The organism is Desulfobulbaceae bacterium DB1, assembly GCA_001914235.1.
Lineage (GTDB): Bacteria > Desulfobacterota > Desulfobulbia > Desulfobulbales > SURF-16 > DB1.
The window spans coordinates 44,239-64,067 of sequence record MQUF01000003.1 but is presented as its reverse complement, the minus strand read 5'-3'; the positions used below and the strand labels follow the sequence as shown (position 1 = coordinate 64,067).

At 53.9% G+C, this 19,829-nt stretch carries 26 protein-coding genes; 16 read left to right on the top strand and 10 right to left on the bottom strand.

Annotation, left to right across the window (positions count from 1 at the left end; translation table 11 throughout):
• Positions 1-9: 9 nt before the first annotated feature.
• From BM485_02630 to BM485_02610, 5 genes are all read right to left on the bottom strand, one after another.
• A complete protein-coding gene (locus tag BM485_02630) occupies positions 10-342 on the bottom strand; it encodes a hypothetical protein (GenBank protein ID OKY76164.1) in 333 nt (110 codons plus the stop codon).
• Positions 339-674 (bottom strand): hypothetical protein, encoded by a 336-nt coding sequence (locus BM485_02625; GenBank protein ID OKY76163.1) that lies wholly within the window; start codon positions 672-674, stop codon positions 339-341. Before BM485_02625 ends, BM485_02630 begins: the two co-directional genes overlap by 4 nt.
• Before the next feature lie 168 nt (positions 675-842).
• The gene (locus BM485_02620) at positions 843-1,160 is read right to left on the bottom strand and encodes a hypothetical protein (protein OKY76162.1); all 318 of its coding nucleotides are present in this window, start codon (positions 1,158-1,160) and stop codon (positions 843-845) included.
• Positions 1,157-1,537: a hypothetical protein gene (locus tag BM485_02615; protein ID OKY76161.1), complete on the bottom strand. Its 381-nt coding sequence runs from the start codon at positions 1,535-1,537 to the stop codon at positions 1,157-1,159. The genes BM485_02620 and BM485_02615 overlap by 4 nt, the downstream gene beginning before the upstream one ends.
• 34 nt (positions 1,538-1,571) lie before the next feature.
• Positions 1,572-1,853: a hypothetical protein gene (locus BM485_02610; protein ID OKY76160.1), complete on the bottom strand. Its 282-nt coding sequence runs from the start codon at positions 1,851-1,853 to the stop codon at positions 1,572-1,574.
• Position 1,854: 1 nt separating this feature from the next.
• On the opposite strand from BM485_02610, the gene BM485_02605 reads away from it, so the two are divergent.
• Both BM485_02605 and BM485_02600 read left to right on the top strand, forming a co-directional pair.
• Positions 1,855-2,283 (top strand): hypothetical protein, encoded by a 429-nt coding sequence (locus BM485_02605; protein ID OKY76159.1) that lies wholly within the window; start codon positions 1,855-1,857, stop codon positions 2,281-2,283.
• Positions 2,284-2,372: 89 nt separating this feature from the next.
• The gene (locus BM485_02600) at positions 2,373-2,735 is read left to right on the top strand and encodes a hypothetical protein (protein OKY76158.1); all 363 of its coding nucleotides are present in this window, start codon (positions 2,373-2,375) and stop codon (positions 2,733-2,735) included.
• A gap of 13 nt (positions 2,736-2,748) precedes the next feature.
• On the opposite strand, the gene BM485_02595 is transcribed toward BM485_02600, so the two are convergent.
• Positions 2,749-3,690: a hypothetical protein gene (locus tag BM485_02595; protein OKY76157.1), complete on the bottom strand. Its 942-nt coding sequence runs from the start codon at positions 3,688-3,690 to the stop codon at positions 2,749-2,751.
• A gap of 176 nt (positions 3,691-3,866) precedes the next feature.
• Between BM485_02595 and BM485_02590 the strand changes: the two genes are divergently transcribed.
• From BM485_02590 to BM485_02575, 4 genes are all read left to right on the top strand, one after another.
• Positions 3,867-4,394: a hypothetical protein gene (locus BM485_02590; GenBank protein ID OKY76156.1), complete on the top strand. Its 528-nt coding sequence runs from the start codon at positions 3,867-3,869 to the stop codon at positions 4,392-4,394.
• Positions 4,395-4,538: 144 nt separating this feature from the next.
• A complete protein-coding gene (locus BM485_02585; protein ID OKY76155.1) occupies positions 4,539-4,799 on the top strand; it encodes a hypothetical protein in 261 nt (86 codons plus the stop codon).
• A gap of 202 nt (positions 4,800-5,001) precedes the next feature.
• Positions 5,002-6,555, top strand: coding sequence for a sigma-54-dependent Fis family transcriptional regulator (locus BM485_02580; protein OKY76154.1), 1,554 nt, complete (start codon positions 5,002-5,004; stop codon positions 6,553-6,555).
• The gene (locus BM485_02575) at positions 6,552-7,109 is read left to right on the top strand and encodes a hypothetical protein (protein ID OKY76153.1); all 558 of its coding nucleotides are present in this window, start codon (positions 6,552-6,554) and stop codon (positions 7,107-7,109) included. The genes BM485_02580 and BM485_02575 overlap by 4 nt, the downstream gene beginning before the upstream one ends.
• A 71-nt stretch (positions 7,110-7,180) precedes the next feature.
• Here the strand turns inward: BM485_02575 and BM485_02570 are convergent, their stop codons facing one another.
• From BM485_02570 to BM485_02560, 3 genes are all read right to left on the bottom strand, one after another.
• Positions 7,181-7,984 (bottom strand): hypothetical protein, encoded by an 804-nt coding sequence (locus BM485_02570; protein ID OKY76152.1) that lies wholly within the window; start codon positions 7,982-7,984, stop codon positions 7,181-7,183.
• A gap of 72 nt (positions 7,985-8,056) precedes the next feature.
• Positions 8,057-8,986, bottom strand: a complete 930-nt coding sequence (locus BM485_02565) for a thioredoxin-disulfide reductase (GenBank protein OKY76151.1) — start codon at positions 8,984-8,986, stop codon at positions 8,057-8,059.
• On the bottom strand, positions 8,986-9,309 hold the full coding sequence (locus tag BM485_02560; GenBank protein ID OKY76150.1) for a thioredoxin: 324 nt from the start codon (positions 9,307-9,309) through the stop codon (positions 8,986-8,988). Before BM485_02560 ends, BM485_02565 begins: the two co-directional genes overlap by 1 nt.
• A gap of 280 nt (positions 9,310-9,589) precedes the next feature.
• On the opposite strand from BM485_02560, the gene BM485_02555 reads away from it, so the two are divergent.
• From BM485_02555 to BM485_02520, 8 genes are all read left to right on the top strand, one after another.
• Complete coding sequence (locus BM485_02555) at positions 9,590-11,518, top strand: ferredoxin (GenBank protein OKY76149.1); 1,929 nt, start codon at positions 9,590-9,592, stop codon at positions 11,516-11,518.
• A gap of 12 nt (positions 11,519-11,530) precedes the next feature.
• Positions 11,531-12,286, top strand: a complete 756-nt coding sequence (locus tag BM485_02550) for a hypothetical protein (GenBank protein OKY76148.1) — start codon at positions 11,531-11,533, stop codon at positions 12,284-12,286.
• Between the two features lie 213 nt (positions 12,287-12,499).
• The gene (locus BM485_02545; GenBank protein ID OKY76593.1) at positions 12,500-12,787 is read left to right on the top strand and encodes a hypothetical protein; all 288 of its coding nucleotides are present in this window, start codon (positions 12,500-12,502) and stop codon (positions 12,785-12,787) included.
• A 39-nt stretch (positions 12,788-12,826) separates the two neighbouring features.
• The gene (locus tag BM485_02540) at positions 12,827-13,036 is read left to right on the top strand and encodes a sulfur reduction protein DsrE (GenBank protein ID OKY76147.1); all 210 of its coding nucleotides are present in this window, start codon (positions 12,827-12,829) and stop codon (positions 13,034-13,036) included.
• 328 nt (positions 13,037-13,364) lie between these two features.
• Positions 13,365-14,261, top strand: a complete 897-nt coding sequence (locus tag BM485_02535; protein OKY76146.1) for a dihydropteroate synthase — start codon at positions 13,365-13,367, stop codon at positions 14,259-14,261.
• A gap of 73 nt (positions 14,262-14,334) precedes the next feature.
• A complete protein-coding gene (locus BM485_02530; GenBank protein OKY76145.1) occupies positions 14,335-14,949 on the top strand; it encodes a hypothetical protein in 615 nt (204 codons plus the stop codon).
• Positions 14,942-16,279, top strand: coding sequence for a 3-deoxy-7-phosphoheptulonate synthase (locus BM485_02525; GenBank protein ID OKY76144.1), 1,338 nt, complete (start codon positions 14,942-14,944; stop codon positions 16,277-16,279). The genes BM485_02530 and BM485_02525 overlap by 8 nt, the downstream gene beginning before the upstream one ends.
• 184 nt (positions 16,280-16,463) lie before the next feature.
• On the top strand, positions 16,464-16,832 hold the full coding sequence (locus BM485_02520; GenBank protein ID OKY76143.1) for a transcriptional regulator: 369 nt from the start codon (positions 16,464-16,466) through the stop codon (positions 16,830-16,832).
• Here the strand turns inward: BM485_02520 and BM485_02515 are convergent.
• A complete protein-coding gene (locus BM485_02515; GenBank protein OKY76142.1) occupies positions 16,821-17,441 on the bottom strand; it encodes a hypothetical protein in 621 nt (206 codons plus the stop codon). The genes BM485_02520 and BM485_02515 overlap by 12 nt on opposite strands.
• A 104-nt stretch (positions 17,442-17,545) precedes the next feature.
• On the opposite strand from BM485_02515, the gene BM485_02510 reads away from it, so the two are divergent.
• Together BM485_02510 and BM485_02505 are read left to right on the top strand one after the other, a co-directional pair.
• Complete coding sequence (locus tag BM485_02510) at positions 17,546-18,910, top strand: phosphomannomutase (protein ID OKY76141.1); 1,365 nt, start codon at positions 17,546-17,548, stop codon at positions 18,908-18,910.
• 70 nt (positions 18,911-18,980) lie between these two features.
• On the top strand, positions 18,981-19,778 hold the full coding sequence (locus tag BM485_02505) for a hypothetical protein (protein OKY76140.1): 798 nt from the start codon (positions 18,981-18,983) through the stop codon (positions 19,776-19,778).
• Positions 19,779-19,829 lie beyond the last annotated feature (51 nt).

Genomic DNA, 19,829 nt, shown 5'->3' with positions numbered 1-19,829 from the left:
GCTGTAGGTTCACCTGTCGCTGAGGCAATGAAATATCAGCGGGGTCGACTTGTCAACCGGCAGATCCTTGGTGGTTGCCATTTTGGTGATGGGGATGTTGATCGACCCGGTAATGTGCTGGAAAGCGTATTCGATTTCACTAAGAACATTGACGATGACAATTTTTCTGTTGCTGTCGAGCATCTGCTTCAGCTCAAATGCCGCAATTTCCTTGTAGCCTTCCAGGGGCTGTTCCCGCTGCTCTCCGGCGTTTGTCCGTTCTTGCGCATCAAGGGGGGGGGGCAAAAACAACCCGAAAAATAAGATGATGAGAAATCCGTAGAGTTTTTTTCGTCTGTTCATCGTTGGCGCTCTTTTTCGCAAAGATCCTTGTCATAGGCCAGGGAGGTCTCCCGGTACTCGAGAGGAAGTTTTTCGTCGCGCCAGCGGACTATGCCTCCCTTGAGAACGCCGATGACGTTATATCCGAGATTGGTCAGGTACTTGGCGGCAAGGATGGATTTTTTATTGGTCCAGTCGCTGATAACGATATTCGCTTCTTTGGGAATATTTTTATGCCAGTCCGCCAGATAAACCATGGGGCAAACATGGGTGCCCTTGATAAAGATTTTTTCCAGGTTGCAGTCGATGGGCCGGACATCGAGAACGTACAGGGAATTGTCCTCTGCAAGCATGGAGTAAAGTTTCTTGGGGCTTATTTTGTTGACCTTGATATTTGCGTAATCCTCGTCGGCAATCAGAGGGTAATTGAATGACCTCCATTCCGGGATGCCGCCTTTGAAACAAAAAACATTGGTGTAACCACGTTCGACCGCAATCCTTGCGGCTCGAGGACTGTAAGGTCAGTCGAGTCCCATGCAGTAGATGATCAGCGGCGTTGATTTGTCCGCCGGCAACAGTTTTGTCCCAGGGAAGTCGACAACAGGGATGTTGATCGAGCCGGGGATGTGCAGACCATTATATTCGATATCGCTCAATACGTTGATTACGACCACATGGGGGGTGTTTTCAATCATGTTTTTGACTTCCGGAGCAGTAATATACTGCAGCGGTTTGCCGTGAACAATGCTTGCGGAAAATAACAGCAGCATGGCCAGCACCCAAAAGATCCGTGCACACATGCCGGCCGGAACGGGAAGCTGCGGGATATTTTTCATCATTGGAGCGCCTCGTTCAGATAACGGCTGACCTCACTGACGAATGTTCGCGTGTCGATGGGTTTGCTGATGTAGCCGGCGCAACCCGCGGCATGGGCTTTTTTTTCGTCGCTTTCCATTGCAAAAGAGGTGACGGCAATAATGGGGATGTGGCTGGTGAGCGGGTCGTTTTTGATGGTTTTCGCCGCGCTTAAACCGTCAAGCCCGGGCAGTTGGATATCCATGAGGATAAGATCCGGCAGTTCCTTTTGCGCGATCAAGATGCCGTTTTCGGCATTGGCAGCCTCCAAAACAAGAAAATTGCCCAACTCAAGGAGGGTTCGGACTAGTTTCAGGTTCAGCTCATTGTCCTCGATAACCAGAATTTTTTTCACCGACATGACTCCCATTATCCTGCATTGAAATTATATCCGGTCATCTTTCCAGCTTTTCAGCCGAATGATAACGAGAGGAATTATGGCATATTTTCGTTCGGAATACAACCTTCTCTTTTGTTGGGGGAATTTGCTGAAGGCGTAATTTTCCCGCATCAGGTTGAATGATCGCTCCGGGCCGCCTGTCCGGCAGAAAAAAATAGGAAATCAAATATTTTTCGTGGTAATATTGCAAAGGTAACCAGCGGGGGATCGATCTTGGCTGCCGCCCTGCCGAACGGCCGACGATTTTGATTGTTTTTTTAAGAAGCAAAGGGGACAAGATGGGAACGGAAAGCTCCGGTGATCATGTTTACGATCTGAGGCGCATTGAAGATGTTTTTGCCTGTCTTGAAATAATCAGTATCGCCCGTGGCGCAATGTTCGGGGTGGACCCCGAGATCGCCCGTCGCATGGAAAAAGTCAGTGACGCCCTGGGCGCTCTTGCGCAGATCGTCATGGACGGTGAGCTTGCCGGGTCGGCGTCTGCCGTTTCTCCTTCCGCAACGACCGAGCAAACCGTGATGCCCGGCGAAAAGTCTTCTGCCCGGGGGCGGGAGGTTGATGTTCTTGCCGATTTGACTTCCGACGTGAAACTGTCCGGAAAACCGGTCACCGGACGGCCCCGTCCGATCGACGATGGAAAAAGGAGTGGTGGTGGAGAGGAACGGGAGTCCATTGTTGATATTCTGACCGGTGAAAAAATAAAGTAAACGACGGGATTATTTTTTGTTCGCTATGCGGCAAAGACGATGTCGAAAGAAGAAGGATTGCTGGAAATAAAAGGAAATGGAGTTTCTGCGTGGCGAAAATTCTTGTTATCGATGATGAAACACAAATACAGGGTTTGTTGAAAAGACTGCTGGAAGGCTTGGGGCATTTAGTCATCACCGCCGATAATGGATCAGTGGGGTTGAAGTTGCTGCTTCAGGAACAGTTTGACTTGGTCATAACCGATATTTTCATGCCGGAGAAGGAAGGGTTGGAAACAATAATGGAGATCAGGCGCGATTTCCCGACCGTGAAAGTGATTGCCATGTCCGGCGGGGACAGCAGCGGTTGTGATTATCTTCCCTTGACCAAACCGCTAGGCGCGAACGGCTGCCTGAACAAGCCTTTCACGAATCATGAAATCGTGACGCTTGTTCAGGAGCTGCTCGACTGAGCGTATCTCTCGCCTATACCGTGCGGCAGAGGCGGCCGAAGCCTCCGGGAATCGTACCCGATGCCCAGAAAATCGTTCCTTGTTTAAAATCACAAAACCAGTAGCCGCCGGGTTCTCGCCTGCCGTCGACGAAAATAAACGGCTGGGCCGCGGAAAAGCATTGATGGAGATGCTGCCCTTTTGTGTTCTGTTGCGGCTCGAGCAGGGACAATGCCTCGGTCATGGTCGGGAGCCGCCAGTCGGCAAACCCGGCAAACTTTTCGTCGTTTACTTGCCTTATATACGCCTGTATTTTGCGGATGCTGTTAATGTCACAGCCTCCGCGCTGCCACATGATGCCGGTTGTCTTGTCGGTAACCGTCAGTCCGTCGCCGTTGTCCACCAGGAAATTGCTGAAACTGCCGGAGGGGTTATGCCGGCTGTCGAAGAATTTTGCCTGTCTGATGATTGCCGGAACGTCTTCGTCCCGAATTGCCGCGGCCGGCCGGTCAAGCTGAACGTTTTTCATGTCGGCCGGCAGCGGGGTTCTTGCCGACGGCAGGCCGCTGCCCATTGCTTCCTCCGTGATAATGGTGTCAAAGGGCAATACCTTGGCATCGTCGGGCGTGTCCACAACGTATTCCTTGAGCCATTTCTTCAGGATTTCGTCAATGGCGTAGCTTTTGTCCAGGCCGAAGGTTTTCCCCTGTTTTTTGACGGCCGTGTCGATCAGCTCCTGGGGTGCATCGATACGGGCAAGAACCCGGGCGTGTTTGATGCCGCGCTCCATGAGACATAAGGTTGGCGGATCTTGCCAGGTGTCGATAAAAAAATAATAATAGCGCTCCGACGCGTGTTTAATGCGTTCCTTGCCGCCCCAGCTTTCGAAGATGGCAAAGGTCTCTGCCGGATGCAGGTCCCAGTCGATGTTCGGCAGGTTGTCGGATGGAAAGTCCAGTTTTTGAAATAAGCCCATGATTCCTCCTCGTGAAGTGGATTTTACGTTGCCCGGCGGATGATTTGTGAGAGCCTTCAGTCAATGACGAGAAAACAAAATAAAGTTTATATTTGATAATAGTTATTGTTTTGTAAAAAAGCAAGCTTTAAAGGCAATGATTGCTTGATAAAAAATCACGCTGATGGGGGTGATGGATGAAGGTGGTTTTCCTTGGTGATTCCCTGGTTCAATTTTATGATTGGCAGCAGTGCTTTCCAGGGATTTCCGTCGTCAACAGGGGGATTGCCGGTGAAACAGTCGGCGGGTTGCGTCAGCGCATGGATCACGAGCTTGATCGGTTTGCCGCTGACGCGCATGTCGTTATGCTCATGATCGGCGCCAACAATGTCGTCATGCAGGATTATGGCTTCATGCCGGATTATCAGGCCATTCTCGGCAAGGTAAGAGAAAAAAATCCGACGTGCCGGCCGGTGGTGACAAGTCTTTTCCCGTTCCGGCTTCCCCGGCTTGCTCCGGATGGCGTTTTGCGGCTTAACCGCCTGTTGCGGAAGGCGGCCGGTGAATGGCAGGCGGATTATCTTGACATCCATGAACATTTTGTTGCGGTGGAATCACGGGGCAACAGTTGTTTTGTTGCGGATGGGGTGCATCTGTGCGAAACCGGATACCGGGTTTGGACGGAAGAGATACGGCATTATTTGCGAAGGCTGTCGGATGGATAGGGGGTGTTTTTTTGGCGAGAGAGCTTGCTATTTACCGGAGGCGATGATAGTGTTTTATGTATTTTACATCGAATGGTTTCTGGTTCGGAGCTTGACCGACAGCGGAGTTTTATTTTTTCAAATCAGTCGCATTGAGGTTTTTTTATGTACGTGAAAATTGACAAAGAATCAATTGAGGTAATCGTTTTAACCGCAACGACGAAAATTGTCGGAACAATTTATACACTTCCCCAGGAACGATTGACCGATTTCATGAGTGAATCCGGTTCGTCAAACACACTCCCCATGACCGATGCGTCAATATATACCCTGGTTGACGGAAAATTCATCGCCAAGACAAAATTTCTCAGTCTGAATAAAAAAGACGTTTCCATTATCTTCCCCTCTTCTGAATTAATTAAATAACCCGGTCCGTTTTTTTTCCCGTGCCGCGGTATCGTCCATATCCTCCTGATGCGAAAGAGGTTCCGTGCTGTGCTGAGGTTTATTTTGTTTTCAAGTAATGGCACTTGCTTGCCGTCTTTTGTCATTTCACGAATGTGTTTCGGTGAGCTTTCTCCCGTTATGATGGCTTGTAAGGTTTGGGGCACAATTGCCGGTGGGGAAAATGGACCGGAAAACAGCTGAGCACGAATTAGCCGAAACCACGACATTGTATGAAATAACCAAGGTTCTGGCTTCGTCCATTGACCTGCGGGAATGTCTCCATCACGTCATGAAGATTCTGGCGGAAAAAAAAGGCCTGCATAACGGCACCGTCAGCATTATTAATCCTGCTACCTCCAATCTGGAAATTGAAGTGGCCTTCGGCTTGACGGCCGAAGCGCGGAAAAGGGGGAAATATCGTGTCGGCGAGGGCATCACCGGCCGGGTTGTGGCAAGCGGTGCGCCGATCGTGGTCCCGCAGATCAGCGAGGAGCCGCTGTTTTTGAACAGGACCAGATCCAGGGGGGATATCAGGCAGAAGATGGTTTCCTTTCTCTGTGTTCCTATAAAGCAGGGGCAGCAATCCATCGGTGCCTTGAGTGTCGACCGGGAGTATCGCGAAGGGCTCGAGTTTGACAAGGATCTGCGGTTTCTCACCATTATCAGTGGTCTCATCGCCCAGTCCGTCACCCGGATTTTGGCCGTCAGTGAAGAACGGAAGCGGCTGGAAAGGGAAAACATACTTTTAAAAAAGGAACTGCGCGGCAAGTATCAGATCGGTAATATCATCAGTAACAGCAGTCGCATGCAGGAAGTATTCGAGATGATCTTCCGGGTGGCTGATTCAAACGCCACCGTGCTGTTGCGGGGGGAGTCCGGCACCGGGAAAACCCTGGTGGCCAAGGCGATTCATTACAACAGCAAACGTGAAAAAAAACCTTTTGTGGCGGTGAACTGTTCCGCCTTGCCCGAAACCTTGCTTGAAAGCGAACTGTTCGGTCATGAGAAGGGGGCCTTTACCGGGGCCAGCAATTTGAAAAAAGGCCGTTTTGAACAGGCGGAAGGCGGCACCGTTTTTCTTGATGAAATCGGGGATCTGAGCCATCCGGTGCAGGTGAAGCTGCTCAATGTGGTGCAGGACCGGGAGTTTCAGCGACTGGGAGGAACCGCGCCGATTAAATGTAATGTACGGCTGATTGCCGCCACGCACAAGGATCTGGAAAAGGCGGTGGAAAGCGGCAACTTCCGCGAGGATTTTTATTACCGGCTCAATGTGTTTCCCGTTTACCTTCCGCCCCTGCGGGAACGGAGAACCGATATCCTGCTGCTGGCCGAATATTTTCTCAAGAAGTTCTGCGCTGAAAATGAAAAAAATATTCCCCGCATCACCACCCCGGCCATTGATCTGCTCATGCAGTATCACTGGCCGGGCAACGTCAGGGAGCTGCAGAACTGCATGGAGCGGGCAGTGCTGATCTGTGATGAGGATGCCATCAAGAGTTATCATCTTCCGCCCACCCTGCAGAGCTCGGAAAGCACCAATGCGGGAAACCCTCTTTCCCTTGCCGCGGCAGTGGAAAACTTTGAAAGGGAACTCATTATCGACGCCCTGAAAAGGGCCAGGGGAAATCAGACCCGGGCCGCCAGGATGCTGGAAACGAGCCTGCGCATCATCAATTATAAAATCCATAAATACGCTATTGAGCCCCAGGGTTTCAAGGTGGAACCGCCGTGAAGATCGTTCTCCACGTCTGCTGCGGACCATGCGCCGTTTATCCCCTTGATGTTTTAAGGCGAGAGAAAATGGCGGTGAGTGGATTTTTTCATAATCCCAACATTCATCCCTTCCGGGAATTCAAGCAGCGGATTGGTGCCCTGGAGGAGCTTGCCGCGCACGAGCATTTCCAGGTTACCATCGACCGGGAATATGGCTTGCGGTCATTTCTCCGGCAGGTTGTCTTTCATGAGGATGATCGATGCGGTTTCTGCTATGAGATGCGTCTTGCCGCCACGGTCCGGCACGCTCTTGCCGTCAAGGCGGATGCATTTACTTCCACCCTGCTGTACAGCCGTTACCAGAATCACGAGTTGATCCGCAAACAGGGAGAGGTGCTGGCAGAGCGTTTCGGCATGCCGTTTTACTATCAGGATTTTCGTGCCGGCTGGCAGGAGGGCATTGATCGCTCGAAGGCCATGGGGCTTTATCGTCAGCCTTACTGTGGTTGTATTTACAGTGAGCAGGAGCGCTATGATAAAGGGTGGCGAAAGAGAATGGAAAGGGGTGGATAGGCAAACAGGCCTTCATGCGGCGAATGGCACCGACATGACGGCCTGTTTGTTTGCCGACCGAGGATGATGAGTTATTGCGTCGTTTGCGTCGTTGCGCCGAAATCCTTGAATGTGGCCCAGTCCGGCAGGCCGATTTCCGGAATCCAGTCCCGCCAGCTGCCTTTTATCGACTGCCCCGATTCAAGCTGGGCAAGAAGATTTTCCGCCTCCGGTGCAACGGAACTGTCCGGATAGTTGTCCATGATATAGTGGAGCCTGGCCTTGCTTTGCTCGAACTTTTCGGTTTTGATGTAAAAAGCCGCCACATACATCTCATGGCCGGCGAGAAAATCACGGACAATGCGGATTTTGGCCTTGGTTTCTTCCGTGTAGGGCGATACCGGGTACACCTTGAGCAATTTGTTGAAGGCGTTTTCCGCATCAATGGCGTGGCCGGGATCCCGGTCGATGGTGTCTATCTGCTTGTAATAGCACATCCCGATCTGATACAGGACATAGGGCAAGGCCTCATTGGTCGGGTGGTTTTTGCTGAATTCCTCGTAAGCGGCAATCGCTTCACCGTAATGGCCCAGATGGTAGTGGCAGTCGGATGTTTTCAGTTCGGCCATCAGGCTGAAGCGGCTGAAGGGGAAACGCTCCTGGATTTCTCCGAAGAGTTTCAGGGCGCTGCTGTACTGGCCGTTGTTGAATTCGTCCATGGCGTCCATGGCCAGGGATTCCGGTGAGGCCTGGACCGTATCGCCGTCCGAGAACATGGACCGGATGTCGCGGTAAACCGAACAGCCGGGCAGGAGAAGCAGGGCGGCACAGAGAAAGAGCAGAAGCAGCTGTTTGGGCCATAATGCGCGAGAATGGTTTCGTAAAATGAGCTTCATGGTAAGGATCGTTGTTTTTCCTGGACAAGTGAAAGGCGCGGACATGGGAATGCCGGCTTTGCCGCGCTTTTTTTATTTGAGTGAGCCGAGGTAGTCCTCAGCGGCAAGACAGGCGACCGCGCCTTCGCCGGCGGCATTGACAATCTGGCGGACCAGTTTGCTGCGGATGTCGCCCGCCGCCATAACGCCGGGCTGGGATGTTCTCATTTCCCCGTCGGTTACGATAAAGCCGGCTTCGTTTTTCAATTGGTCAAAGGGCAGCATTTCATTATTGGGCCGGGTGCCGATGAGCACGAACACGCCTTTGACGGCAAGGGTTGATTCTTCGCCGGTAACGACGTTTTTCAGACCCACTTCTTCGACCTCCTTGTTGCCGAGGATTTCCGTGACAACCGAATTCATGATGAACTCGATCTTGTCATTGGCAAAGGCCTTTTCCTGCAGGATTTTTGTGGCCCGCAACTCATCCCGGCGGTGAATGACGGAAACCTTGGCGGCAAACTTGGTGAGGTGGATCGCCTCCTGGATTGCGGTGTTGCCGCCCCCGACCACAACAATCTCAAGCCCCCGGTAAAAAGGGCCGTCGCAGGTGGCGCAGTAAGAAACCCCTTTGCCGGTCAACTCCTTTTCGCCGGGAACACCGAGCTGATTCGGTCTGGCGCCGGTGGCAATAATAACCGCCTGGCTGGTGATGGTTTCTCCGTTTTCCAGGAGGATTTTTTTGACCGGACCGACAAGGTCCATGGAGCGTACTTCGCCCAGCCTGGTAGCCAGTTCAAAACGGGCAGCCTGGGCGGTCATTTTTTCCGCCAGATCGAATCCGGAGATCCCTTCCGGAAAACCGGGAAAGTTGTCCACCCAGTCGGTGTTCATGACCTGGCCGCCGGGGGCTCCTTTTTCCAGAAGCACGACATTCAGTCGTGCCCGGGCCGCATAAATGCCTGCCGTGAGTCCGGCCGGTCCCCCGCCGACGATGACCAGTTGGTAATCAGTGGTTGTCATTATTTGTCAAGCATGGCCATCATCTGGGTTTTGCCGACAGCGCCGGTGATCTGATCGGCAACTTCGCCGTTTTTGAAAAAGATGAGGGTCGGGATGGCGCGGATACCGTATTTTCCCGGGGTTTCGGGATTCTCGTCAACATTCATCTTAACGATCTTTACCTTGCCCGCATACTCGCCCGCAAGTTCGTTGATCATGGGGCCGATGGCCTTGCAGGGGCCGCACCAGGGCGCCCAGAAGTCAACCAGGGCCGGAATGTCCGATTTGAGAATCTGTTGCGCGAAATCCGCATCTGTTACGTGAAGAACCTTGTCGTCCGCCATGCTTTCCTCCCTGGGTGAAGTGATAATATCCCAAAAAACAGTTGATAGGTGAATTTAAATGTCGGTGATTTCCTCCTGCAGTCTTATTGCTGGAATATCTTGGTCATTTTAACGGGAGTTCCATGTGATGACAAGATAATTCTCTCCTTTTTCAATACCTTTCACGTGACAAGGAGCCGAGTGAACCGGTCTTTGCCGCGCTTGTTTCTTGACAAGAACAAAGGAGCTGATATTGTGTCAGCAAACCGCTTTTCAGTTATTTCACAGGGGATAAACCACTATGGGGAAAAAAGTTACATTTTTACCGGACCGGACCACCATCACGGTTGAGGATGGAGAAAACCTGCTTGCCGCGGCGGCCGGGGCCGGGGTCTATCTGCACGCATACTGCGGCGGCGACGGCGTCTGCGGCAAATGCAAGGTAAAGATCGTCGAAGGGGAGGTGGCCGCTGATCGGGGCCAGCATCTGAAATCGACAGAGTATGACCAGGGAATCAGGTTGGCCTGCCAGGCGTCCGTGGTCAGTGATGTTGTGGTTGAAATTCCGGCGCAAATGGGAAAGGACGGCAAGGCCCTGAGGCGCAAGCCGAAGACCACCAGGGCTATTTCCGCCAGATCCCTTGAGGCGCTGATCGGGAAATGGGATGTGGATCCGCCGGTGGAAAAACGTTTCCTCAAGCTTGATCCCCCTTCCCTTGAAGACAACGTGCCGGACCTGCAGCGCCTGCTCAGGGCGATCCGCAAGGGCTGTTACGAATGCAAGGAACCAACCTACGATCACCCGGAGATGTTGAAAGAGCTGCCTTTCATCCTGCGGGAGGCAAAATGGGAGGTGACCGTCCTCATGCTGCGCGGCAAGCGGTCGGAAGAGCCGGACAGGATTATCGCCATCGAGCCGGGCAACACCACCGACCGTTTGTATGGTCTGGCGGTTGACATCGGCACCACCACGGTGGGCGGCATCCTGATGGATCTCAATTCCGGCAAGGTGCTGGCCGAGTCTTCGGCCTATAACGGTCAGATTCCCTACGGCGAGGACGTCATTTCCCGCATTATCTATTCCCAGCGACCGGGTGGGCTGCGCATCCTGCAGGAAAGGGTGGTGCATACCATCAATGAGATTATTCAGTCGGTCTGCCGCAAGGTGGTGATCAGCCCCAGCGATATCAGTTATATCATGGCGGCCGGCAATACGGTTATGAGTCATCTGCTGCTCGGCATTGATCCGAAATTTATCCGCGAGGCCCCCTATGTGCCGACCTGCAGCCAGTTTCCGTTGACCCGGGCCGCGGGGCTCGGCGTCATGGCCCACTCCTCGGTGCGTCTCTTTCTTTATCCTTCCATTTCGAGCTATGTGGGAGGCGATATCGTCTCCGGTGTTCATGCCTGTCAGATGCACAAGAGCCCCGAGCTGACCCTGTTCATTGATATCGGCACCAACGGCGAGATTGTGGTGGGCAACCAGGATTGGATGATGTGCACCGCCTGTTCGGCGGGGCCGGCCTTTGAGGGCGGCGGCATCCGCCACGGCATGCGGGCCAGCAGCGGGGCGATTGAGAATTTTCATATCCATCCCCAGACCTATGACCCGATGATCATCACCATTGATCGCACCAAGCCGCGTGGGATTTGTGGGTCAGGTCTGATCAGCATCGTTTCCGAGCTGTTCGAGGCGGGGGTGGTGGACCAGCAGGGGAAATTCAACCGATCCATCGATCATCCCCGCATCCGGGAAGGGCTGGATGGGTATGAATACGTGCTGGCCTGGTCAAAGGATTCGCTGATCGGCGAGGATATCGTCATCACCGAGGTTGATCTTGACAATCTGATCCGGGCCAAAGGAGCCATGTATGCCGGGTACCTCACCCTGCTTGACTCCGTGGGCATGACGTTCACCGACCTTGACAGGATCATCCTGGCGGGAAATTTCGGCGCGTATCTCGATCTGGAGCAGGCCATCAGCATCGGGCTGCTGCCGGACATCAACCGGGAAAAATTCTTTTATCTGGGCAACGGTTCGCTGCTCGGCGCCCAAATCAGCCTTGATGACCACAAGCGTTTCCGCGAAAGGTCGGAGGTGAGCAAATTGATCACCAATATGGAGCTCAGCGAAAGCCCGGATTTCATGAACCATTACATGGCCGCCCTGTTTTTGCCCCATACCGACCTGAGTCTGTTTCCGTCCGTCAAGATCAAGCAGGCGGGATAAGAGGGCAAAAGAGTGGAGGTGCAGCCCGATCTTTCCGTTTTTGTGTGGGCTGCGGGCCGGCCCGCGCTGATCCGGCGTTTTCTGGGCACCCTTTACGGCACGGCGGATCATGTGGGATTGGAAGTTTTTGTCGCGATGCGCGACCCGGCGGGTGACGCCGCTGCCTTGGCGGAAGAATTTTCCGATCTCACGCTTGTGGCCTGTAACGGCGGTGATCCTCCGGGTCGAGTGGTCAATGAGGTTCTGCGTCGTTCGCGCGGCCGCTATTTTTCCCTGTGGGATCAGTCGACAATGGTCGCCGAGGGCTGCCTTGCCTCCCTTGTCGACTTTCTCGACGAGGTGCCGGAGGCCGGCATCGTTGGGCCGAAGATACGAGATGAATCGGGGCGGATCCAGCCGGTGGCCCGGAAATTTCCCTCGGTCTTGTCCCTGATTTTTTCTTCCTCGCTTTTGCCCGGGCAGCCGGTTCCCGGCTGGGGGGAGTATGCCGGCGGCGAGACGGATTGGTTCGCCGGACCGGGCATGGTTGTCAACCGCTGTCTGCTTGACGAGATCAACGGCTTCCATTCCCGTCTTGACGGCTTTTTCTGGCAGCTTGAGTTGTGCCGGGCAGCCCTTCGTTCCGGTTGGCATGTTCATTATCTGCATGATGCCCAGGCCACGGGATCCCTGGCACGGTGGCAGGCGGCAACGGGAGGGACGGCATCCGGCCCGGTCCGTCGACTGTGGCGGGTTTGTCTGCTGATGTGGCCCCGGCGGCGTGAATAGATTTCTTACCCGATCCGGTTTTTTTGTTGTTGTCGAAGGTGGACAGGAGTAAAATTTCAGCGGCTGAAACGCCTCAATCTCTTGCCGTGGTCGGCGCGAGATGGATGAGGTTGAAATGATAAAATTTGCGATGAGGACAACACCATGAACATGCACGCTTCCCCTGATCCATCATGCCGTATCCGTCCGTCCCTTGCTTTTTTCCGGTTCCTCATGGCCGTTTTATTGGCGGCCATGTTCCTCCTGCCGGGCTGCGCCACCGTCGGCCGTGATTTTCCCGTTTCGCAGATTCCCCGTATCCAGATCGGCCGGACGACCCAGAACGATATCCGGGCAATGTTCGGCGAGCCCTGGCGGGTTGGTATTGAAAACGGCGAAAAAACATGGACCTACGGCAAATACCGGTATGGCGTTTTTTCCGAAACCAGCACCCGGGATCTGGTGATACGTTTTGATAATTATGAGGTTGTGAGCTCGTATACCTATAACACCACCGACTAAACAGCGCAGCAGGCGCGACCTGCTTGATGAGGAGGAATGATGAATATAGCCCTGATTGCATGCAGCGATAATCCGGAAATTTTATGGAATGCCTTTCGCATGGGCAATCTCATGCTGGAAAAAATGGATGAGGTCACTATTTTTCTCAATGGCCCATCCGTTTCCTATGCGTCGCTGGCCTCGCAGAATTTTCCCCTGTCGGAGCTGGCAAAGCTGTTTACCCTGTCCGAGGGCGTTTTGCTCGCCTGAGGGAAATGTCTCGACCTCCACGGTGTGGAGGAAGGATTTCACCGCCGGGGCAAACAGGACGATCTCTATGAACTGATTGTGAAAAGTGATCGCGTTGTAACCTTTTGAAAGACCGGCGGGGGTGCGGCCTCTGTTCATCGTGCGCCGCCTGACCGGAAGACTGTCTTGAACCGTGCACGGCTCATCGCTTTCAGCCATGTCCGCTAGGTAGTTTTGCGTGTTGACAATGCAGGTTAATCACGCTATTTTGCCTTGTTACCCCTTATCCGGCCAATTCCGGTCCGTACGTCCATAACCGTTCAATCTATATATGACAAGGAGTGAGAGCATGTCGCAGAAGGTATTAGCAATTGCTGAAAGCATCAACATCATGGGCAAGAGAAGCGGCGGCGCCATGAAAGAGAGAAACCCCGGTCCCGTTCAGGAGATGGCCAAGGAAGAAAGTGCCGCGGGCGCCTCCTATCTTGATCTGAATATCGGCCCGGCACGAAAAGACGGTACCGAATTGATGCCCTGGGTGGTGCAGACCGTGGAAGCCGTCACCGCGACCCCTCTTTGCCTTGATACCACCAATACCGCAGCCATGGCTGCAGGCTTCCAGGCGGTGAAAAACAAGGCGGACGCCATCATGAATTCCATTTCCGCCCAGCCGGAAAGAATGGAGAAACTCATCCCGGTTGCCGCCGAGGCAGGCTGCAACGTCATCGCCCTGCTGTGGGGACCGGAGGGTATGCCCCGTGATTCCAACGAGCGCGCCGCCATGGCGGTTGACCTGATGATGGCGCTGGCCGAAGCGGGGATCCCCAATGAAAAGATGCTTTTTGATCCCATCGGCACCCCGATTACCCTGGGTGCCGATCAGATCGCCTCAGGCCTTGAGTTTCTCAGCATGCTGCAGGATATCGCCCCCGGTGCCGGTTCAACCGTCGGTTTGTCCAATGTGTCAAACGGCGTGGCCGAGCATCTGCGCAAATATCTTGACCGGACCTACCTCATCATGCTGATGAAATACGGCATCAGCACCGCTATTGTTAATTCCTACGATGCCGAGCTGATGGCCATCTGCAAGGGCGAGCGCCAGAATCTGGTTGATATGGTACACGGCATGATGGACGGCAATGATCCTGATCCGTCCACCTTGACCGGCACCGCCCTTGAGCATTACAAAACCTATAAAGTTCTTTCCGGTCAGGCCGTCTTTTCCGAGTCATGGCTTGAGTTGTAAAAGTTGTCACGGTCTGAAATGGTGAAAGGGGCCGCCTCAGGCCCCTTTGCTGTTTGAGCGAACGGAGGGCGGCATGACGGATATCCCTTTGCATCATATTGTCTACGGTACATGCACTGATTTCGTCACCGGGGAGACATTGACCGACACCGATGATGAAAGGATTCGGCAGAGGATTTCCCGTTTGCTGGTGGAGGAAAGGGGATTTGCCAAAGGTGAACTTGAAATGCGCCGGCGGATTGAAACCCTTTTCGCCCATCAGTTTGTCACCTCGAAGATTGATATTGTTGTTCAGTATAACGGTAAAAGTTTTATGATCATCCGTTATGCCCCGGGATCGCTGGTCACCCGCGAACGCTCCGCCATTGCCGCGGCCAGGGTTCTCAACGAGGATTACCAGATACCGCTTGCCGTTGTCACCAACGGCGTGGATGCCGAGTTGCTCGATTGTTTGACCGGCAAGGTGCTGGGAAGCGGCATGGGTGCCATCCCCTCCCGGGACGATGCGGCCCGGATGTTTGATCAGCTCCGCTTTCTTCCATTGCCCGAGCCGGTAAAGCGGGAGAAGGAATTGCGGATATTAAATGCCTATGATGTTGAGGTTTGCTGCGCGGGAGGTCCCTGCGCCTTGCCCCATGCCCCGGAAGGAAGGGGCGGGAATACGATAACGGAGAAAAAAGATGGCTGAGTGGACAAAGTCAAGCTGGCAGAATTTTACGGCGCTGCAACAACCGAAATGGCCTGATCGGCAGGCATATCAGGAGGCGATTGATACTATTTCAAAATTGCCGCCCCTGGTGTTTGCCGGGGAAATCCGCGAATTAAAAAAACAGCTGGCCGATGCGGTTGAAGGCAAGGCTTTTTTGCTGCAGGGCGGGGATTGCGCCGAGGATTTCAATAAATGCACCGCCCCTGGAATCAGGGAAACCCTGAAGGTTATTCTGCAGATGGCGGTCATTTTGAGCTATGCGGGCGGCAAGCCGGTCATTAAGGTGGGTCGCATGGCAGGGCAGTATGCCAAACCGCGATCCGCGGACACGGAAATGGTGAACGGCAAGGAGATCGCCAGCTACCGCGGCGATATGGTCAACAGTCCCGATCCCGATGAAGCGGCGCGCCGTCCTGATCCGCAGCGCATGGTCAAGGGATATTATCTGGCCGCGGCCACCATGAATATCACCCGGGCCTTCACCCGGGGAGGGTATGCCGCTCTGCAGCGGGTCAATTCCTGGAACAACGAGTTTGTCAAGGCCTCGCCCATGGGGCGCTCCTATGAACGGCTGGCCCGCAACATTAATCAGGCCCTGCATTTCATGGAGGTTATCGGCCTGGATACCGATATCCCGCAACTCAATCAGGCCTCTTTCTTTGTTTCGCACGAGGCCCTGCTCCTTGGCTATGAAGAGGCCCTGACCCGGCAGGATTCCATCACCGGTCAGTGGTACGACTGCAGCGCTCACATGGTCTGGATCGGCGACAGGACCAGGCAGCTGGACGGCGCTCATGTGGAGTTTCTTCGCGGCGTGTTGAACCCGATCGGCATGAAGATCGGACCGAAGCACGATGTGGAGGAGGTTAAAAAGCTGATCCGCAAACTTAATCCGGAAAACGAAGCCGGCAGAATGACCCTGATCACCCGCTTCGGCGCCAAGGATGTGGACAAATATCTCCCTCCCCTGATCCGGGCGATCAAGAACGAGGGATTCAAGGTGGTGTGGAGCTGCGACCCCATGCACGGCAACACCTATACGGCGGAGTCCGGTCATAAAACGAGGAACTTCAACGAAATTCTCCAGGAACTGCAATGCTTTTTCGAGATTCACTGGGCAGAGGGATCGATTCCCGGCGGAGTTCATTTTGAATTGACCGGCGACAATGTCACCGAGTGTACCGGCGGCGGCCGCAATATTCTCGATCACCAGTTGCAGCAGAATTATCAGACCAACTGCGATCCCCGTCTCAACGCCGAGCAGAGCCTGGAGCTTGCGTTCCAGATCGCCGAGATGATCCGCAGTTAAGCGCGCATCATCGATACGGATTCACCGTTTTTCTTGCAAGCGGTCATGAGAATATGTTTCATGACCGCTTTTTGTTGTGTTTGAGAATAATTTTTACTATTATGAGGAAATATCTGTCGATGCTACGATGTGACATCGCGGCGGAATCCGCTTTTCCAATTAAAAATTAAAAAAAACAGAGGTTATGGATAAAATAGAATTTGCCAAGGCAAGAAAGAGTTTGGGGAAAACCCAGAAGGAACTGTCATCTCTTCTCGGGGTTTCACTCAAGGCCATTCACAGCTATGAACAGGGCTGGCGCACCATCCCCTCCCATATCCAGCGGCAGCTTTTTTTTCTGCTGTCCAGCCAGCGAAGGCTGGACAAGACGCGGAAGCCATGCTGGGAAAGGAAAAATTGCGAGCGCAAGGAGCAGTGCCCTGCCTGGGAATTTCAGGCAGGACATCTCTGCTGGTTCATCTGCGGCACACTCTGTGACTGCACAGTGGAGAAAAGCTGCAAGGAAAAAATCGAGACCTGCAAGGAATGCGAAGTCCTGACCTCACTCCTGTGAGTCGCTTCCGCAGAAAGTGAAATGAGGTGGGCCTTTGACGATCATCTCGGCCAGGGTCATCTTGACCTTGGGCAGTATGGTGCGTTTCCGGCCCAGCCACTCCATTTCAAGCAATACCAGCCGTTGATAAAGTCCGGTCCGGTCGAGATGCGGGACATCGTCTCGCCCCGCGACAATCTCCTGGCAGCGGAAGCAGCCGGGAAACTCCAGCCGCTTGCCGTCCGGCCGGGTCATGGCGGACGGCACCCCGTGCATGCGGCAGATCATCAGCCGGTGCGGGTAAAGGGCGCAAAGGCCTTCCTCGTTGACGGGGCACATGAGACTGGGTCTTTCCCCCTGGGCCAGCATGCGGTTGCTCTTCGTTACATAATCCTCAGCCCGTTTTTCAAAATATTTTCTTTTTTCTTCCGGCAGTTTTCGTAGTCCTTCCCACAGATAGGCCCATTCCGTATAGGTATGGTGCTGGAAATAACTGTCACAGCAGTTGTCCGGGCAGCCTCGGCAGGTGAACATCAGTTCGCGTGCCAGCGCATCGTAAGCGGTTTCCATATCGGAATAGAGTTCCGCCACCTGGCGGGCGATTTCCTCCGGTAAAATTTCGGTTTTCATGGCGCATCCTTTTAATGAATTGACAATCGGCCATTGATAATGGTCAATTAATGGCATTGTGTCAATTTATTCCTGGCTTTCAATTTTTTTCAGGAGCAACATGCATGGGTGAGGGGTTGAGATGTTTCAAGGCATATGATATTCGCGGCAGGGTGCCGGATGAGTTAAACGAAGAGCTGGCCTATAAGATCGGGCAGGCCTATGCGGCTCGTTTTACGCCTGCGAAAATGGCCGTCGGCCATGACATCCGCCTCTCCGGACCGACATTGTCCCGCGCCCTGGCGGCTGGGTTTCTGGACGCCGGGGTGGATGTCGTGAACCTTGGCATCTGCGGCACGGAAGAGATTTATTTTGCCGCCTTTTCCCTTGATGTTGACGGCGGCATCATTGTCACCGCGAGCCATAATCCCGCCGACTACAACGGCATGAAGCTGGTTCGCAAGGGTGCGGTGCCGGTCAGCGGTGACACGGGTCTGAAAGACATCGAGCAGCTTGCCCTTTCCGGCAAGGGTTTTGTCGCGCCCCGGAAGGGCAAACTCGAACACGTCGACAACCGGGGAAAATATGTCGATCACCTTCTTGGTTATGTTGATGTTTCATCGCTGCAACCTCTGCGACTGGTGGTCAATGCCGGAAACGGCTGTGCCGGAGCGGTGATCGATCAGCTGGAAAAATCACTTCCTTTCAGTTTTGTCAAAATTTTCCATGAGCCGGACGGCTCGTTTCCCAACGGCGTTCCTAATCCACTGCTGCCGGAAAACCGCCGGAAGACTGCTGAGGCTGTTCTTGCCCACGGAGCAGACATGGGAATTGCCTGGGATGGAGATTTTGACCGCTGTTTCTTCTTTGACGAGACAGGAACATTTGTCGAGGGCTACTATATTGTCGGCCTGCTGGCCCGGACGCTGCTCGCCAAACGGCCGGGTGAGAAGATTATCCATGATCCTCGTCTTACCTGGAATACGGTTGACGTGGTGCAAAAGGCCGGGGGGGTTCCGGTGATGAGCAAGACCGGCCATGCCTTTATCAAGGAGAGGATGCGGGCGGAAGACGCCCTCTACGGCGGCGAGATGAGCGCTCATCACTACTTTCGACAGTTTTCCTATTGCGATTCCGGCATGATTCCCTGGCTGCTCGTTGCCGAACTTGTCGGCGCCACCGGCATGACCCTTTCCTCCATGGTTCGCGATATGCGGCAAGCCTACCCGGTGAGCGGGGAAATCAACAGCCGGGTCAGCGATCCGGATGCGGTGATCGCCCGCATTGAGGGCATCTTTGCCGGGCAGTGTCCGGATCGGGATTATACAGACGGGCTCAGCATGAGCGGCCCGGCCTTTCGTTTCAATATCAGGAAATCAAATACGGAACCATTGCTGCGGCTCAACGTGGAAACCCGGCATGATCAAGATCTGCTTGAGAAGAAAACAGGGGAACTGCTCGGTATCATTGGTGAGTATAAAAAAGTGTGAGAAAGAAGCTCTGCTGCCGGAGCACGAGATGGTTTTACGAGTAACCGAAAAATGAAGAAAAGGAGGCTTTATGAAGAGGCGTGTCACCATGCAGCTTTCGATGCTTGTCAGTCTGTTGGTATCCGTTTTGATCGTGTCCTGTGTGACGATGACACCTCCGGGCAGTCCGGAAACCGGCTACACCATCACCGGCTTTGTGGGTGAATCACCGGAAGTCCCGGCCGCCTCGGAGCCCGTCACCCTGCTTGACGGGAACAGCGAAAGACCCATAACAAGCGATACCACCAACTTTTTCGGCAAATACACCTTCGCCGGCTTGCCTCCCGGACTCTATATCCTGCAGGTTCGCAAAATTAAATGGGCCGTTCTGCTGCAAGACCGCAGCGAACGCCTTGATATTGACTTGAGCGCGCCGGAAGGAGCGATGAATTACGGCGGTCATTACGCGAAAAAGGCCTTTGCCGAGAAAACCGCCGCACAAGGCAGCGGCGCAAAGGTCGGCACAACTCCCCCGGCCGGCAATGACGCCAAGCTCGCGGAACAGATGGCCGGTATTTGGTGGGGATATTCCGGTTCCACGGAACGAAAAATAGCACTTTGTCCGGATGGCAGCTATAACGACTACCGGGAGTCGGGCTATTCGGGCAGCTCCGCCGATTCGCTCGGTAATCAAACCATGGCGTGGGGCACGGCGAGTCAGGGGGGAGGCTCAGGCAGCTGGTCCATCCAGGGGACCACCGAGCAGGGAACAATCACGGTTTCCTACAATAACGGCAAACAGAAAGTCATACAGTATCGGCAATGCGGAGACCGGGGATGCCTTCTTTTCGACGGCAACAAGCTGTGCCGCTCCGGCAGCTGCAACTGATCCGGGATTGGGTGATCATTCCCACCCCGGGACCGGGGAATGATCACCTTG